Genomic DNA, 14,998 nt, shown 5'->3' on the forward strand with positions numbered 1-14,998 from the left:
AGGGTCGATGCCGTTCGTCGCGACCTGGCAGACGTACGTCTGGCGGATCGGGTGTTCGCACCCCATTATGCGGCGCCTATGCCCCGCATCATCGCCTCGCCCATAATGCTCCATGCCGGCCCCAAGCCCGATTCGGAAACCCTCGCCCAGCTTTCGGCGGGGGATTCGTTCGAAGTGCTCGAATTCGCCGGCGACCATGCCTGGGGCGTCGCGCCCGGGCACAAGCTGGTCGGCTATGTGCCCGCCGCGATGCTGGAGCGCCCGGCGGCATGACGATTCGGGTCTTCATCGACGGCGCCGTGGGCACCACGGGCCTGGAAATCCGCGAGCGGCTCGACGGCCGCGACGGGATCGAGCAGATCATCCTGAGCGACAAGGACCGCAAGGACGCCGCGAAGCGCGAGGATGCGCTCAATTCGGCGGACTTCGTGATCCTTTGCCTGCCCGATGACGCCGCGCGCGAGGCGGTGGAGATGATCAGGGCCGCCAAGGTCCGCGTGATCGACGCCTCGAGCGCGCATCGCGTGGCCGATGGCTGGTCCTATGGCTTTCCCGAACTGGAGCCCGGCCAGGCGGCCCAGATCGCCGAGGCGGCGCGAGTTTCCAATCCGGGCTGCTATCCCACCGGCTTCCTCGCGCTCGTCCGCCCGCTGATCCGCGCAGGCCTGGTGCCGCACGACCATCCGCTGACCGTCAACGCGGTCTCGGGCTATTCGGGCGGCGGCAAGTCGATGATCGCCGAGTTCGAGGATGCGGACGCGCCGAATCACACCGGCACCGCGTTCCGCAACTATGGCCTCAACCTCGCGCACAAGCATGTGCCCGAGATGACCAAGCACGCCCGCATCGTCCATCCGCCGATCTTCCAGCCGGCGGTGGCGCGAACCTATCGCGGCATGCTGGTCGAGGTCCCCCTGCCCCTTCAGGCATTCACGCGCCGGCCGTCGCTGGACGCCATCGAGAATGCGCTGCGCGAGGCGTACAAGGATTCGCCGATCGTGCGCGTGCTGCCCGGCGACGCGGCGACGGTGCGCATCGAGGAGGATGCGGGAACCGACCGGCTTTCGCTGCGGGTCTTCGGCAATCCCGAGACCGGCCAGGCGCGGCTGGTGGCGACGCTCGACAATCTCGGCAAGGGCGCAGCCGGCGCAGCGGTGCAGAACCTCAACATCATGGCGGGGTTCGACCAGACCGCGGGGTTGGTGCTTTAGGGGCCTGTTTGGTTGTGGGCTTTGAGGAGGCCGGGCCCTTGGGTCCGGCCTTTTCTGTTTCCGGCGCGGCCAGAAAATTCCTCCCCGAGCTTGTCTCGGGGAGGGGGACCATTCGCATAGCGAATGGTGGAGGGGCCGGCGCGTAAGCGACGGTGCTTTCGTATCGAGGCTACACCGCTGCGTGCCGCAGCGGCCCCTCCACCACCGGCTTCGCCGGCGGTCCCCCTCCCCCAGCGAGCTGGGGGAGGAATTTTTGGAGGCCGATGGGGCACTGACAGATAAATCCGATCTCGGACATGGCGGGTTGCCACCGGTTACCCTATCTGGAGCGCTCCTCGCGGCCTTGATCTTTGCGCCTCATTGGTGTCTCGCGGGCCCGAAACGACGACAGAGAGGCGATCCATGCGACAGCCCGCGGGCAAATTGCTTTTGTTCGGTGCCACCGGCGACCTTTCCCAGCGGATGCTGCTCCCCTCGCTCTATGGTCTTCATGCCGACGGCCTGCTGCCCGAAGGGCTGACCATCACGGGCACCGCCCGCTCGGACTATGACGACGCCGGCTTCCGCGCATTCGCCCGCGAAGCGCTCGATCATTTCGTGCCGGCCGACAGGAAGGATGACAGCGCTGTCGGCAGCTTTCTCGAGCGGATCTTCTACCAGCGGCTCGATGCCTCGAAGACGGAAGGCTTCGCCGCGCTGGCCGAGAAGCTCGGCGACATCTCGAACGGGCTCGCCATCTTCCTGTCGACCGCGCCTTCGCTGTTCGGGCCCACGATCAAGGGGCTCGAATCCGCGGGGCTGACCGGCGCCAATGTCCGCATCGGGCTGGAGAAGCCGCTGGGCGTCGACCTCCAGTCGAGCCGCATCGTCAACGACATCGTTGCCGAGGCCTTTCCGGAGGATCGCACCTTCCGGATCGACCATTATCTCGGCAAGGAGACGGTGCAGAACATCCTGGCGCTGCGCTTCGGCAATTCGCTGTTCGAGCCGGTGTGGAACGCGCAGGGGATCGATCACGTCCAGATCACCGTCTCGGAGACGGTCGGCCTCGAAGGCCGCGCGGGCTATTATGACGATGTCGGTGCGCTGCGCGACATGGTGCAGAACCACATGCTCCAGCTGCTCGCGCTGATCGCGATGGAGCCGCCGGCCCGCTTCGACGGCACCTCGATCCGCGACGAGAAGGTGAAGGTGCTGCGCTCGCTGCGTCCGGTCGCCGGGGCCGATGTGCCCAACCTGACCGTGACCGGCCAGTATGGCGGCGGCGCGGTGAAGGGCGAGATCGTGCGCTCCTACGACACCGATCTGGAAAAACCCTCGGACACCGAGACCTTCGTCGCGATCAAGGCGCATGTCGACAATTGGCGCTGGCACGGCGTGCCCTTCTATCTGCGCACCGGCAAGCGGCTGGCGGAACGGCGCAGCGAGATCGTGATCCAGTTCAAGCCGGTGCCGCACTCGATCTTCGAGGACCGCGGCGGCGCGCTGAAGCCGAACGTGCTGGTGATCCGCCTCCAGCCCGAGGAGTATATCCAGCTGCTGGTCATGGCGAAGGAGCCCGGGCTCGATCGCGACGGCATCCGCCTGAAGGAAGTGCCGCTGAACCTGAGCCTGGAGCATGAGTTCGCCGGCACCCGCCGCCGCATCGCCTATGAGCGGCTGTTCCTCGACCTTATCGAGGGCGATCCCACGCTGTTCGTGCGCCGCGACGAGGTGGAAGCGCAATGGGCGTGGATCGACGCGATCCGCGAAGGCTGGAAGAGCGGCAATGTGAAGCCCAAGCCCTATGCCTCGGGCAGCTGGGGCCCGAGCGCCGCCATCGCGCTGACCGAGCGCGACGGCGTGACGTGGAACGAGTGAGTTGCCGTAAGGCAGTGCCGCGACCTTAACCGTCCCCCCCGCCTTCGCGGGGATGACGAACATGGGACATTTGGCGCGAGACGATCGTCGGGCAGTTCGGCATGACGATGGTTTTCGAGCCAGGACTACCCATCTGAAACGCAAGGAACGAACATGACGACCGAAATCGAATGGTGGGACTATGACAGCGCCGACGAGATGGCAGAGGCCGTCGCCGGCGACATCGGCTTCATCATCGAGAGCGCGATCGACGCGCGCGGCGCGGCGGTGATCGCGCTGGGCGGGGGCAAGACTCCGCTGCCGATCTACGAGAAGCTGGCCAGCGCCAAGATCGACTGGAAGCGCGTGACGATCATTCCCGGCGACGATCGCATCGTGCCGCTGGGCGACCCGCTCTCCAACGTCACCGCGATCGGCAAGATCTTCCTTCCCAAGGGCGCGCGGGTGATCCCGCTGGTGAGCGACAAGGCACCGGACTACAAGGCGGCGGGCCGCTCGGCCGATGCGCTGCTCCAGGACGTGCATTGGCCGCTGGATCTCTGCCTGCTCGGCATCGGCACCGACGGGCATTGCGCCTCGATCTTCCCGGGCCCGGATTTCGACGAGGCGCTGAACGGGCCGAAGGAGCGGCGCGCGCTGGGCGTGATGCCCGATCCCCTGCCGCCGGAAGCGCCGGTCGCCCGGGTGACTTTGTCGCGTGCCGCCATCGTCTCCGCGCGCGCACTGATGATCGCGATCACCGGCGAGGCGAAGAAGGAAGTGCTGGAAGCGGCGATCGAACAGGGCGCCTCGTCCAGCTATCCGGTCGGCCGCGTCCTCGCCGATGTCGAGCTGCCGGTGGACATCCACTGGGCGGCATGACGCCTTGACCGGCCCCCGGGCAAAGCCAGCCCGAGCGTCCGCCCCGCGGGCGCTCGGGGGAGCGGGGGCCCGGTCGCGATGTCGTTCGAGAGGCTCGGGCGCCTCGACAATCAGCCCGATATCGGGCCCCGGCCACCGCCGGGGAGCAGCCAGTACAAGCGGAATAGGCATATGACCCAGCTCCACACCGAAATCGCCGCCGTCACCGATCGAGTGATCGAACGCTCCAAGGCGCGCCGCCGCGCCTATCTCGCGCTGGTCGATGCCGAGCGCGAGTCGGGCAACGACCGGCCCAAGCTCGGCTGCGCCAACCTCGCCCATGCCTATGCCGGCACCGACGAGCAGCGCGACCAGCTGAAGGCCGGGCGCTCGATGAATATCGGCATCGTCACCGCCTATAACGACATGCTGTCGGCGCATGCGGTCTATTACCGCTATCCCGAGCAGATGAAGGTCTGGGCGCACGAGGCCGGGGCCACCGCGCAGGTGGCGGGCGGCGTGCCGGCGATGTGCGACGGCGTGACCCAGGGCTATCAGGGCATGGAGCTCTCGCTGTTCAGCCGCGACACGATCGCGCTGAGCACCGCGGTCGCCCTCTCCCACCGCACCTTCGAAGGCGCGGCGCTGCTCGGCATCTGCGACAAGATCGTGCCCGGGCTGGTGATGGGGGCGCTGCGCTTCGGCCATCTGCCGATGGTGCTGGTGCCGGGCGGCCCGATGCGCTCGGGCCTGGCCAACAAGGAGAAGGCGCGGATCCGCGAGCTCTATGCCGAAGGCAAGGTGGACCGCGACGAGCTGCTCGACGCCGAGATCGCCGCCTATCACTCCAAGGGCACCTGCACCTTCTACGGCACCGCGAACTCCAACCAGATGATGATGGAGGCAATGGGCCTGCACATGCCGGGCGCGGCCTTCGCCAATCCGGGCACCAAGCTGCGCCAGGAGCTGACCCGCGCCGCCGTCCACCGGCTCGCCGAGATCGGCTGGAACGGCGACGACTATCGCCCGATCGGCCATGTCGTCGACGAGAAGGCGATCGTGAACGCCGCGATCGTGCTGCTGGCGACGGGCGGCTCGACCAACCATCTGATCCATGTGCCGGCGTTCGCGCGCGCGGCCGGGATCACGATCGACTGGGACGATTTCGACCGGCTCTCCCGCGTGGTGCCGCTGCTGGCGCGCGTCTATCCCAACGGCTCGGCCGATGTGAACGGCTTCGAGGATGTCGGCGGCCCGACCTTCGTGATCCGCGAACTGCTCCGCGCCGGGCTGATGCATGCCGACACGCTGACCGTCGGCAAGGGCGGCATGGCGGACTATGGCCGCAAGCCGGAGATGGCCGGCGACGAACTGATGTGGGTCGATCACGGCACCGAGAGCGGCGACGACACCATCCTGCGCACCGCCGAGGCACCCTTCTCGCCCGAGGGCGGCTTCCGCATCCTCAAGGGCAATCTGGGCCGCGCCTGCATCAAGGTGAGCGCAGTGGAGCGCGAACGCTGGACGATCGAGGCGCCGTGCCGCGTATTCCAGGACCAGGCCGAGGTGCAGCAAGCCTTCAAGGCAGGCGAACTCGATCGCGACGTGGTGGTGGTCGTGCGCTTCCAGGGGCCCAAGGCCAATGGCATGCCCGAGCTGCACAAGCTCACCCCGCCGCTGGGCGTCCTCCAGAATCGCGGATACAAGGTCGCGCTGGTGACCGACGGGCGAATGTCGGGCGCGAGCGGCAAGGTGCCGTGCGCGATCCATCTCAGCCCCGAGGCACTGGGAGGCGGGCCGATCGGCAAGCTGCGCGACGGCGATGTGGTGCGGCTCTGCGCCGAGACGGGCGAGCTGAACGCGCTGGTCGAGGCAGCGGAATGGGACGCGCGCGCCCATATGGCGTCGCCCCCGCCGGCGATCGGCACCGGCCGCGAGCTGTTCGCGATGCTGCGCCACCATTGCGACGAGGCCGAGCAGGGCGCTTCCGCGATGCTGGCCGAAGCGGGGCTTTGAGCCAAAGCCGTCATCCCGGCGAAAGCCGGGATCTCGTGCGGCTCTTGTCCCACGCCTTCGCCTGAGATCCCGGCTTTCGCCGGGATGACGGAAATATCATGGGATGGTTGTCCTTTACTTCTGCGTCGCACGGGGGAAGAAGGGCGCAGCCGGGCATGGCAACGTTGACAGGCCCAGGCGGATGAGAGGATCAGGAGCCCGAATGGAAGTCGTCGCGGTCGATATCGGGGGCACGCACGCCCGCTTCGCCATTGCCGAAGTGGCCAAGGGCCGCGTGGTCTCGATCAGCGAGCCGATCACACAGAAGGTGGCGGAACATGCCAGCCTGCAGCTCGCTTGGCAGGCCTATGGCGAGGCGCTGGGCCGCGAATTGCCCAAGGCGGCGGCGCTGGCGGTGGCTTCGCCGGTGGGCGGCGACATCATCAAGCTCACCAACAACCCCTGGATCATTCGCCCTGCCCTGATCCCCGAGCGGCTGGGCGCCGACAGCTGGACGGTGGTCAATGATTTCGAGGCGATCGGCCATGCCGTCGCGCAGATGGGCGAGGAGCATTTCCTCCATCTGTGCGGGCCGGACGAGGCGCTGCCGGAAAGGGGATCGATCACCGTGTGCGGCCCCGGCACCGGCCTGGGCGTGGCCCAGGTCTTCCGCCACCGCGCCGGATATGACGTGATCGCCACCGAAGGCGGCCACAGCGATTTCGCGCCGCTCGACCCGATCGAGGATGCGCTCGTGAAGCGCCTGCGCAAGACCTATACCCGTGTCTCCAAGGAGCGCGTGGCGGCCGGCCCGGCGATCGTCTCGCTCTATGAGACGCTGGCGGAGCTCGAGGGCAAGCCGGTCCACCGGCTCGACGACAAGGCGATCTGGGGCCTGGCGCTGGAGGGCAAGGACGAGCTGGCAGTGGCCGCGCTCGACCGCTTCTGCCTGAGCCTGGGCGCCGTAGCGGGTGATCTGGCGCTGTGCCACGGCCCGAGCGGCGTCGTGATTGCCGGCGGTCTGGGCTTGCGCTTGAAGGACCATCTGTTGCAGTCGGGCTTCGGCCAGCGGTTCGTCGCCAAGGGCCGGTTCCAGGGCCTGATGTCTTCCATTCCGGTGAAGCTCATCACGCACCCGCAGCCGGGCCTGTACGGCGCCGCCGCGGCGTTCGCGCAGGAGCATGCCCTTTGAATATCGAAGCCATCATGAAGACCGCGCCGGTGATCCCGGTGCTCGTGATCGAAGACGCCGCCACGGCTCGGCCGCTGGCGGAGGCACTGGTGAAGGGTGGCCTGCGCGTGCTCGAAGTGACGCTGCGCACCGGGGCCGCACTGGAGGCGATCGCCGAGATGAAGAAGGTCGAGGGCGCGATCGTCGGCGCGGGCACGGTGGTGAACACCGAGCAGTTCGAGCAGGTGATGAAGGCCGATGCCGAGTTCATCGTCTCGCCGGGCCTGACCGACCGGCTGGGCGACGCCATCGTGCGCAGCGGCGTGCCTTATCTGCCGGGCGTGGCCAATGCCGGCGACATCATGCGCGGGCTCGACCTGGGGCTGGCGCATTTCAAGTTCTTCCCGGCCGAGACTTCGGGCGGGCTGAAGGCGCTGAAGGCGCTCGCCGCGCCCTTCTATCAGTGCAAATTCTGCCCGACCGGCGGCATCTCCGCCGCGACCGCGCCGGAATGGCTGGCGTTCGATCCGATCCTGTGCGTCGGCGGATCCTGGGTCACGCCCAAGGGCGCGAGCTACGCGCAGGTCGAGGCACTGGCGCGCGAAGCGGCGGCGCTGAAGGGCTGATCGCCCGGGACCCCGGCTTTCGCCGGGGTGACGGCCATATCGGAACGGGGCGAGCCACTGGGACGGAATGTCCCATTTCCGTTGCGGGCTATCCACACCACATAGCCGCCATGGAGAAGACCGGCACGCCCTCCCCCCATGCCATCGCGATGCGCGACGAGAAGCGGCGGGCGGCCGCGGAGATGGGGATCGACGATGCCTATGTCTCCGAGCTGGTCGAGCGCTTCTATGGTCGCGTGCAGGCCGATCCGGTGCTGGGCCCGGTCTTCGGCGCGCGAATCGCCGATTGGGAGCCGCATCTCGCCCAGATGAAGCGCTTCTGGCGCTCGGTCCTGTTCAGCAGTGGCGAATATCTGGGGCGGCCGATGCCGCTGCACCTCGCCATCCCGGGGCTCGACAAGCCGATGTTCGCCCGCTGGCTCGACCTGTTCGCCGCGACCCTGGCCGAGATCGGCGGCGGGGACGCCGCCGAGCATGTCCATGAACGCGCCCGGATGATCGCGAACAGCTTCCTGAACGGCATCGCCGTCCACCACCACGGCAAGCTTGGATTGGGGCCGGGCGAAGGCTTCGCCTGAAGCCGTGACCGAACCCTCTCGTCAGTTCTTGCCGGCCTTGGCCTCCGGGCGTGCCGGCGGGCTGCTCGAGGCCGCGGCGCGCAGCGCATCGTCATACCAGGTCGAGAGATCGCGGTGCATCTCCGGGAGCGTGTCCGGGTTCAGATACACCATGTGCCCGGCATGATAATAAGTGAAGCGGATGTTCTTCTGGAGCTGGGAATCCAGCAACATGTGGCTGACATCGAACTCCGCGCCGTAGAAGGGCGTGGCGAAGTCGAAATAGCCGTTGATGAACAGCACCTTGAGATAGGGATTGGTGCGCATCGTATAGGCGAGGTCGACGGCGCTGTCCGGCGCCAGATGGGTGCCGTCGCCCGGCGCGCGATGCTTCCAGTCCCATTCGAAGCCCGGGCCCCGCGCGCTCATGCGATAGGGCATGTCCGTCTTGTAGCCGAGCACGCGCGTCGCATAGTCCTGAAATGTCGCGACAAAGGCGCCCGAGACCGCGGTCGAGGCGGGATCATCCTCGGGGCTGTCGGCATTCGCATCGGTAACGTTCAGCAGGTAGCGCGAGTCGAGCCGGCCCACGGCGAGGCGACGATCCCGCAACAGCTCGGTCTGGAAGCGCGGCAGCGTGAGGCGCAGATCGGCGCGCAGGATATAGGCTTGGCCGATGCCGGTATATTCGGCCATCTTTGCCGCGACCGCGGCCTTTTCCTCCGGCGAGATCGTCGATCCCTTGGCCAGCGCCGCGGCATAGGGACCGCTGGTGAAGGCACGCACGTCGTCGAGGAAGGCGCCCAGGTCCGCCGGACGGTTCTGCAGGCGGTTGTGATACCAGGCCGTCGCCGCCATCGTCGGGAACAGGGTAAGATAATTCTGGTCGTAGCCCGGCTGGCGCACGCCATAGTTCATGATCGTCGAGAACTGGACGATGCCGTTGAGGCTGAGGCCGGCGGATTCGAGCTTGGCGGCGACCACCGGGTTGCGCAGCGTGCCATAGCTTTCGCCGAACAGGAATTTCGGGGAGGCCCAGCGGTTGAACTTGCTGGTGTAGCGCAGGATCGCGCGGGCGAAGCCATCGGCGTCCTGGTCGACGCCCCAGAAATCCTTGCCGGTTTTGTCGCCCAGCGGCCGCGACCAGCCGGCACCGATCGCGTCGACGAACACCATGTCGGTCTTGTCGATCAGCGAATGGGAATTGGGGCCGAAGCCATAGGGCGCGGGGCGGATATATTCGGGATTGGCGGTGGTCACGCGCACCGGCGCGAAGCTGCCCATGTGCAGCCAGATCGTCGGTGAGCCAGGGCCGCCATTGTAGAAGAAGGTAACCGGGCGCGGCCCCTTCCCCACCCCATCCCGGGTATAGGCGGTGTAGAAATAGGATGCGGTGGGCTTGCCCTCGTCATCGCGGACGGTGAGCGTGCCGGCGGTGGCGGTATAGGCGATGTTCTGCCCCGCCACCGTCACGGCGCCATGGCTGACCGCGCTGGCTTCCGCGACGGGCGGACGCGCCCATGCCGCCTCGGCCTCCGCCTTCAGCTGCTCGCGATAGCCCTGCCCCTTGGCGGCCGGCGGCTCGGCCTTGTCCTGTGCCCAGGCCGGCGCGGCGGTGGCAAGCAGAAGGCTGGGCAGGACAAGGCGATGCATGCGGCGATTCCCCGGTTTCGTAGCGATGACGAAACAAGGTTACACGCCGCGATTTGGGAGACAAGCGGGTGGGGGTGTCCTGCGGACACCTCCCGCCAGGGACGCGGCATGGCCGAATGCAGATCCCCCACTCCCTCTCCCACGGGTGGAGCGGGAAGGAAGATCGCATCCGGCGCGCGAGAATGATCGTCGCCAGCCTCCCCAACGGGATTGGACCCAGGGTCACGCGAGGCTTCCGCCTGAAGCCGCCGGCAATGCCCGCTCGGCGGCCACGCCGCTCGCGGCAAAGGCATCAGAAGGGATAGTCGCCTTCGCCTTCGCGGAACAGCGTTCCCGATTGGAACTCCACCAATAGCCGGGCTCGACTATCCACTATGCCCAGAATCAGCACCCGGTCCCGATAGAGACAGGGACCACCGACATAGCAGGGCACCCGTTCCGACAGCCTCTCAAGGAAACCGGGTACGGCGATCGCGATCGTCTGGCCATCCTCAAGCAGAAGCGTCGCATTGTCGCCAATGACCCGTAGCTCACCGCGCAGTTCGTGCACGGCCCGGATCACATCTCTCCCCGCGCCCGGCGGATCGCGTACCATTTCTGCACATTGGCGTTGTGCTGCTCGAGCGTGTCCGCGAACACGTGCCCGCCGGTGCCGTCCGCCACGAAATACAGCGCCGAAGAGGTCGCCGGATCGAGCACCGCGTCGATGCTCGCCCGGCCCGGATTGGTGATCGGGCCGATCGGCAGGCCTACCTTCTCATAGGTATTGTAATCGTTCTTCGCATGCACCTCGGAGAGGAGCGGACGGCGGCCGAGCGGCTTGCCCTTGGTGATCGGGTAGATGAAGGTCGGATCGGCCTGAAGCATCATGTTCTGGCGCAGGCGGTTCGAATAGACCGCGGCGACGGTGCGGCGCTCCTCGGGCTTGCCGGTTTCCTTCTCGACGATCGAAGCGAGCGTGAGCGCGTCGCGCGGATCGTTCACCGCGATGCCCGGCTTGCGCGCCTCCCAGGCCTTGGCGAGATAGGCTGCCATCGCCTTCTGCATGCGATCGAGCACCGACTGGCGGGTATCGCCGCGATTATAGGCATAGCTGTCCGGCAGCACCGTGCCTTCGACCGGCACCTGGATCTCGCCGGTGAGCTGGGGCGCCTTCATCAGCGTCTCGTAGACGAGGATCGACGGCGTGCCCTCGGGAATCGTGACGAAGCGCTGGAGGGTGCGGCCGCCCTGCATCATCTTGAGGATGTCGGACTGGCTGAGATGCGCCGGCACGCGATATTCGCCCGCCTTGATCGCATCCTTGCTGCCCAGCAGCTTGGCGAGCACGAGGAACTGGCGTGCCGAGCCGATCGCACCGGCCTTTTCCAGCTCGGTGGCGGCGCGCGACAGGCTCGCCCCTTCCGGGATCATCACCGTCAGATTCTGCTTCGCCGGCCCCGCCCCGCCCCAGAGCTGGAGCACGCCCATGCCGAGCGCGACCAGCACCAGGATCGCGACCAGCACGGCACAGCCGCCAAGCCGCTTGCGGGGCCTGGCGGGCGGTTCCGCCGGCGCTGGTGCTTCCTCAGACAGACTTCATCACCAGGCTGGCATTGGTGCCGCCGAAGCCGAACGAGTTGTTCAGCACCGCGCGGACCTTGCGCTGCTTGGCGATGTGCGGGACGAGATCGACGCCCGCGCAATTTTCGCTCGGATTGTCGAGGTTCAGCGTCGGCGGCACGATCTGGTCGCGCAGCGCCAGGATGCAGAAGATGCTCTCCACCGCGCCCGCGCCGCCCAGCAGATGGCCGATCGCCGACTTGGTCGAGCTCATCGAGAGGCCGCCGATCGCATCGCCGAACAGGCGGCGCACCGCGCCCAGCTCCAGCTCGTCGCCCAGCGGCGTCGAGGTGCCGTGCGCATTGATATAGTCGATGTCGCCGAGGTCGAGGCCCGACTTCTTCATCGCCATCTGCATCGAGCGGAAGGCGCCCGAGCCCTCGGGGTGCGGCGCCGTGACGTGATAGGCGTCGCCCGACAGGCCATAGCCGACGACTTCGGCATAGATCTTCGCGCCGCGGCGCTTGGCGTGCTCATATTCCTCGAGCACGACGATGCCCGCGCCCTCGCCCATGACGAAGCCGTCACGGTCCTGGTCCCAGGGGCGGCTGGCCTTGGCGGGGTCGTCGCGGAAACCGGTCGACAGCGCGCGCGCCTGGCCGAAGCCGGCGATGCCGATCGGACAGATCGTGCTCTCGGCGCCGCCGGCGAGCATGATGTCGGCGTCGTCCATCGCGATCATGCGCGCGGCGTCACCGATCGAGTGGGCGCCGGTCGAGCAGGCAGTGACCACCGCATGGTTCGGGCCCATCAGGCCGTATTTGATCGAGACCTGGCCCGAGATCAGGTTGATCAGGCGGCCATGGACGAAATGCGGGCTGACGCGCTTCGGGCCCTTCTCGGCCAGGACGAGCGATTCGCTCTCGATGCCCGGCAGGCCGCCGATGCCCGAGCCGATCGAGCAGCCGGCGCGGAAGCGCATCTCCTCCGGCATGTCGGTAAGGCCGGCATCCTCGATCGCCTGACCCGCGGCATCGATGCCGTAGACGATGAACGGATCGACCTGGCGCTGGACCTTGTGATCGACGCGCTTGCCCGGATCGAAGCCATATTCATGGTCCGGCCCCTTCACTTCGCAGGCATAGTTGCTCTGGAAATCGGTCGCGTCGAAGCGCGTGATCGTGCCCGCGCCGGACTTGGCGGCGATGATGTTCTTCCAGGCAGTCTCGACATCCGCGCCCAGCGGGGTGACGAGGCCAAGGCCGGTGACAACTACACGGCGCATCCGCTTTCTCCGTCAAACTTCTCGAAATTCACACATGAAAGCAGGCGAAATACCTGATTTCATGGCCAAAACAAAACGGCTCCCCGCCCAACTCTCTTCGAGCCCGGGACGGGGAGCCGCTGGATTCTCAAGCTCGGCCCATAAGGGCACGATCGCCCGGGGGCGATCAGCCCGCCTGGTGCTCGGAGATGTAGGAGACCGCGTCGCCGACGGTGCTGATCTTCTCAGCCGCGTCGTCGGGGATCTCGACGCCGAATTCCTCTTCGAACGCCATCACCAGCTCGACGATGTCGAGGCTGTCGGCGCCCAGGTCATCAATGAAGCTCGCCGTCGGCGAAACGTCGCCTGCATCGACACCGAGGTGATCGACGACAAGCGCAGTCACGCGGGTGGTGATCTCTTCCTGAGTGGCCATGGTCCCTGTTTTCCTTTGTAGCTAGGGGCTCAATATCGTTGGAACGCACCTAGATCGCACATGGTGTCGTTGCAAGAGGGTGCGCGTGGGTGCCGTTGCGGTCAGGCCTGCGAAAACTGCCAGGCCGCGTAGCGGACGGTGCTGAGGAACAGGAAATATTTGTTGAGCAGCGCCGCGTTGGCGCGCGTCTGCTTCGCTTCGTCGGTGACCGATGCGATCACCAGCTGCTGCATTTCCTCGGTGGTGAGCGGACGGTTGCGCGCATCCTCGGGCAGCGCGTCGAACCGGGTCTCGAGCTCGTTGGGATCGAATCCCTGGTCGACAACGGCCTTTTCGGCAATCGGCTGGCCGAGCTTGGCGAGCGTGTAGACCCGCGCGGCCTCCAGCGCCGCCTCGGACCATTTGTGCGCGTCGGCGCATTCCTTCGCGGCAATCGAGATGCCGCTGCCGACCGCCGGATCATAGGTGGGGCGCACCGCGGCGCCCTCCCCCATGTTGCGCGTGACGTCCTTGCCGATCTGCTCGGTCAGGGCCGGCTTGAGCTTGCCGATCACGCAATCGATCGTCGCGAGATCGGCGGCCTGGGCCGGGGCCGCAAGGGCTGCGGCCATGAGGGCCGCGATTCCGAAAAGACGCATAGACATCACACTCCAGGCCCCCGCCAGGCTCACAGCATCGCCATCCCGCCGTTCACATGCAAGGTCTGGCCGGTGACGTAGCTCGCTTCCTTGCTGGCAAGATAGACGACGGCGGCGCCGATGTCCTCGCCTTCGCCCAGCTTGCCCGCGGGAATGCGGCCGAGCAGCGCTTCCTTCTGCGCTTCGGGCAGCACGTCGGTCATCGCCGAGCGGATGAAGCCCGGGGCGACGCAGTTCACCGTGATGTTGCGGCTGGCCAGCTCCTGGGCCAGCGCCTTGGACATGCCGACCAGGCCGGCCTTGGACGCGGCATAATTGGCCTGGCCGGGGTTCCCGGTCGCGCCCACGACGGAGGTGATCGAGACGACGCGGCCGAATCGCGCCTTCATCATCGGCTTGGCGGCGGCACGGATCAGGCGAAAGGCGGCCTCGAGGTTCACGGTGATGACCTGTTCCCACTCCTCGTCCTTCATCCGCATCGCCAGATTGTCACGCGTGACGCCGGCATTGTTGACGAGGATGTCGAGCTGGCCGAGCGCCTCGACCGCCTGGGGCACCAGGGCATCGACCTGGGCCCTGTCGGAGAGATTGCAGGCGAGCGCGACATGGTCGCCGCCCAGGCTGGCGCGGAAGGCTTCGAGCTTCTCGGCATTGCTGCCCGACACGGCGAGCCGGGCGCCTTGTGCGGCCAGCGCCCTGGCGATCGCGGAGCCGATGCCGCCGGAAGCGCCGGTGACGAGTGCGGTCATGCCTGTGAGGTCGAACATCATTGGATTCCTTGATTTTGGTTCGCGCAACGACGCGACGACGCAACGGGGTTGTAGTTGTTGGCGAGCCGACGGACCCCTTCCATCAGCGTCGCGCCGCCAAAATTGATAAGCAGCCCAAGGGGCTGCTTCGTCAAACGAAGATAGGTGAGCAACTGCTTCGCGTGCGCTGGATTGAGACGCTCCACGGATTTGATTTCTATCAGCAACAAGTCATCGACGAGCAGGTCAATGCGAAACGCGGCATCGAACCGCAATCCCTCGAACTCGATGTCGATCGCCCTTTGTCGCGCGACGTTGTAGCCGAGCGCCGTCAGCTTGGCCCCCAAAATTGCTTCATAAACCGATTCGAGCAAACCCGGCCCCAGATCCCCATGCAATCGCACCGAGATGTCCAGCACGTCCGTTGCGATCCGCTCGATATCCTTCAAGCAACCC

The 14,998-nt window shown here is 66.8% G+C and carries 16 protein-coding genes; 8 read left to right on the forward strand and 8 right to left on the reverse strand.

Annotated features, from left to right (window positions below; translation table 11 throughout):
- Positions 1-78: 78 nt before the first annotated feature.
- The 8 genes from ACIQCS_RS13625 (at position 79) to ACIQCS_RS13660 (ending at position 8,281) form a co-directional block, all read left to right on the forward strand.
- Positions 79-273 (forward strand): SH3 domain-containing protein, encoded by a 195-nt coding sequence (locus tag ACIQCS_RS13625; protein WP_345851678.1) that lies wholly within the window; start codon positions 79-81, stop codon positions 271-273.
- Positions 270-1,211, forward strand: a complete 942-nt coding sequence (gene argC, locus ACIQCS_RS13630; RefSeq protein WP_345851677.1) for an N-acetyl-gamma-glutamyl-phosphate reductase — start codon at positions 270-272, stop codon at positions 1,209-1,211. The genes ACIQCS_RS13625 and argC overlap by 4 nt, the downstream gene beginning before the upstream one ends.
- 402 nt (positions 1,212-1,613) lie before the next feature.
- On the forward strand, positions 1,614-3,071 hold the full coding sequence (gene zwf / locus ACIQCS_RS13635; protein ID WP_345851676.1) for a glucose-6-phosphate dehydrogenase: 1,458 nt from the start codon (positions 1,614-1,616) through the stop codon (positions 3,069-3,071).
- A gap of 153 nt (positions 3,072-3,224) precedes the next feature.
- Positions 3,225-3,932: a 6-phosphogluconolactonase gene (gene pgl / locus ACIQCS_RS13640; protein WP_345851675.1), complete on the forward strand. Its 708-nt coding sequence runs from the start codon at positions 3,225-3,227 to the stop codon at positions 3,930-3,932.
- A 171-nt stretch (positions 3,933-4,103) separates the two neighbouring features.
- The gene (gene edd / locus ACIQCS_RS13645) at positions 4,104-5,927 is read left to right on the forward strand and encodes a phosphogluconate dehydratase (RefSeq protein WP_345851673.1); all 1,824 of its coding nucleotides are present in this window, start codon (positions 4,104-4,106) and stop codon (positions 5,925-5,927) included.
- A 202-nt stretch (positions 5,928-6,129) separates the two neighbouring features.
- Positions 6,130-7,098 (forward strand): glucokinase, encoded by a 969-nt coding sequence (glk, locus tag ACIQCS_RS13650; RefSeq protein ID WP_345851671.1) that lies wholly within the window; start codon positions 6,130-6,132, stop codon positions 7,096-7,098.
- Between the two features lie 14 nt (positions 7,099-7,112).
- Positions 7,113-7,703, forward strand: a complete 591-nt coding sequence (eda, locus tag ACIQCS_RS13655; RefSeq protein ID WP_345852100.1) for a bifunctional 4-hydroxy-2-oxoglutarate aldolase/2-dehydro-3-deoxy-phosphogluconate aldolase — start codon at positions 7,113-7,115, stop codon at positions 7,701-7,703.
- Positions 7,704-7,813: 110 nt separating this feature from the next.
- A complete protein-coding gene (locus ACIQCS_RS13660; protein WP_345851669.1) occupies positions 7,814-8,281 on the forward strand; it encodes a group III truncated hemoglobin in 468 nt (155 codons plus the stop codon).
- 21 nt (positions 8,282-8,302) lie between these two features.
- On the opposite strand, the gene ACIQCS_RS13665 is transcribed toward ACIQCS_RS13660, so the two are convergent.
- The 8 genes from ACIQCS_RS13665 to ACIQCS_RS13700 all read right to left on the reverse strand — a co-directional run bounded on the left by ACIQCS_RS13665 (position 8,303) and on the right by ACIQCS_RS13700 (position 14,991).
- Complete coding sequence (locus tag ACIQCS_RS13665) at positions 8,303-9,913, reverse strand: S10 family serine carboxypeptidase-like protein (protein ID WP_345851667.1); 1,611 nt, start codon at positions 9,911-9,913, stop codon at positions 8,303-8,305.
- 292 nt (positions 9,914-10,205) lie between these two features.
- Positions 10,206-10,475 (reverse strand): hypothetical protein, encoded by a 270-nt coding sequence (locus tag ACIQCS_RS13670; protein WP_401531129.1) that lies wholly within the window; start codon positions 10,473-10,475, stop codon positions 10,206-10,208.
- Positions 10,472-11,383, reverse strand: coding sequence for an endolytic transglycosylase MltG (mltG, locus tag ACIQCS_RS13675; protein WP_345852099.1), 912 nt, complete (start codon positions 11,381-11,383; stop codon positions 10,472-10,474). Before mltG ends, ACIQCS_RS13670 begins: the two co-directional genes overlap by 4 nt.
- A gap of 97 nt (positions 11,384-11,480) precedes the next feature.
- Positions 11,481-12,740: a beta-ketoacyl-ACP synthase II gene (gene fabF / locus ACIQCS_RS13680; protein WP_345851662.1), complete on the reverse strand. Its 1,260-nt coding sequence runs from the start codon at positions 12,738-12,740 to the stop codon at positions 11,481-11,483.
- Positions 12,741-12,906: 166 nt separating this feature from the next.
- Positions 12,907-13,155: an acyl carrier protein gene (locus ACIQCS_RS13685; RefSeq protein WP_086129474.1), complete on the reverse strand. Its 249-nt coding sequence runs from the start codon at positions 13,153-13,155 to the stop codon at positions 12,907-12,909.
- Positions 13,156-13,256: 101 nt separating this feature from the next.
- Positions 13,257-13,766, reverse strand: a complete 510-nt coding sequence (locus ACIQCS_RS13690) for a hypothetical protein (RefSeq protein ID WP_345851661.1) — start codon at positions 13,764-13,766, stop codon at positions 13,257-13,259.
- Positions 13,767-13,822: 56 nt separating this feature from the next.
- Positions 13,823-14,560 carry a 3-oxoacyl-[acyl-carrier-protein] reductase gene (gene fabG / locus ACIQCS_RS13695; protein ID WP_345851660.1) on the reverse strand — a complete coding sequence of 246 codons (738 nt, stop codon included), beginning with the start codon at positions 14,558-14,560 and terminating at the stop codon, positions 13,823-13,825.
- Positions 14,560-14,991, reverse strand: coding sequence for a GxxExxY protein (locus tag ACIQCS_RS13700; RefSeq protein WP_345851659.1), 432 nt, complete (start codon positions 14,989-14,991; stop codon positions 14,560-14,562). The genes fabG and ACIQCS_RS13700 overlap by 1 nt, the downstream gene beginning before the upstream one ends.
- Positions 14,992-14,998 lie beyond the last annotated feature (7 nt).

It is taken from the genome of Sphingomonas sp. NPDC092440 (genome assembly GCF_044754985.1).
Lineage (GTDB): Bacteria > Pseudomonadota > Alphaproteobacteria > Sphingomonadales > Sphingomonadaceae > Sphingomonas.

Bases quoted from the DNA above. Each gene is read 5' to 3' on its own strand.
- ACIQCS_RS13625 (WP_345851678.1), top strand. From the start codon at position 79: ATGCCCCGCATCATCGCCTCGCCCATAATGCTCCATGCCGGCCCCAAG.
- argC (WP_345851677.1), top strand. From the start codon at position 270: ATGACGATTCGGGTCTTCATCGACGGCGCCGTGGGCACCACGGGCCTG.
- zwf (WP_345851676.1), top strand. From the start codon at position 1,614: ATGCGACAGCCCGCGGGCAAATTGCTTTTGTTCGGTGCCACCGGCGAC.
- pgl (WP_345851675.1), top strand. From the start codon at position 3,225: ATGACGACCGAAATCGAATGGTGGGACTATGACAGCGCCGACGAGATG.
- edd (WP_345851673.1), top strand. From the start codon at position 4,104: ATGACCCAGCTCCACACCGAAATCGCCGCCGTCACCGATCGAGTGATC.
- glk (WP_345851671.1), top strand. From the start codon at position 6,130: ATGGAAGTCGTCGCGGTCGATATCGGGGGCACGCACGCCCGCTTCGCC.
- eda (WP_345852100.1), top strand. From the start codon at position 7,113: ATGAAGACCGCGCCGGTGATCCCGGTGCTCGTGATCGAAGACGCCGCC.
- ACIQCS_RS13660 (WP_345851669.1), top strand. From the start codon at position 7,814: ATGGAGAAGACCGGCACGCCCTCCCCCCATGCCATCGCGATGCGCGAC.
- ACIQCS_RS13665 (WP_345851667.1), bottom strand. From the start codon at position 9,913: ATGCATCGCCTTGTCCTGCCCAGCCTTCTGCTTGCCACCGCCGCGCCG.
- mltG (WP_345852099.1), bottom strand. From the start codon at position 11,383: ATGGGCGTGCTCCAGCTCTGGGGCGGGGCGGGGCCGGCGAAGCAGAAT.
- fabF (WP_345851662.1), bottom strand. From the start codon at position 12,740: ATGCGCCGTGTAGTTGTCACCGGCCTTGGCCTCGTCACCCCGCTGGGC.
- ACIQCS_RS13685 (WP_086129474.1), bottom strand. From the start codon at position 13,155: ATGGCCACTCAGGAAGAGATCACCACCCGCGTGACTGCGCTTGTCGTC.
- ACIQCS_RS13690 (WP_345851661.1), bottom strand. From the start codon at position 13,766: ATGGCCGCAGCCCTTGCGGCCCCGGCCCAGGCCGCCGATCTCGCGACG.
- fabG (WP_345851660.1), bottom strand. From the start codon at position 14,560: ATGTTCGACCTCACAGGCATGACCGCACTCGTCACCGGCGCTTCCGGC.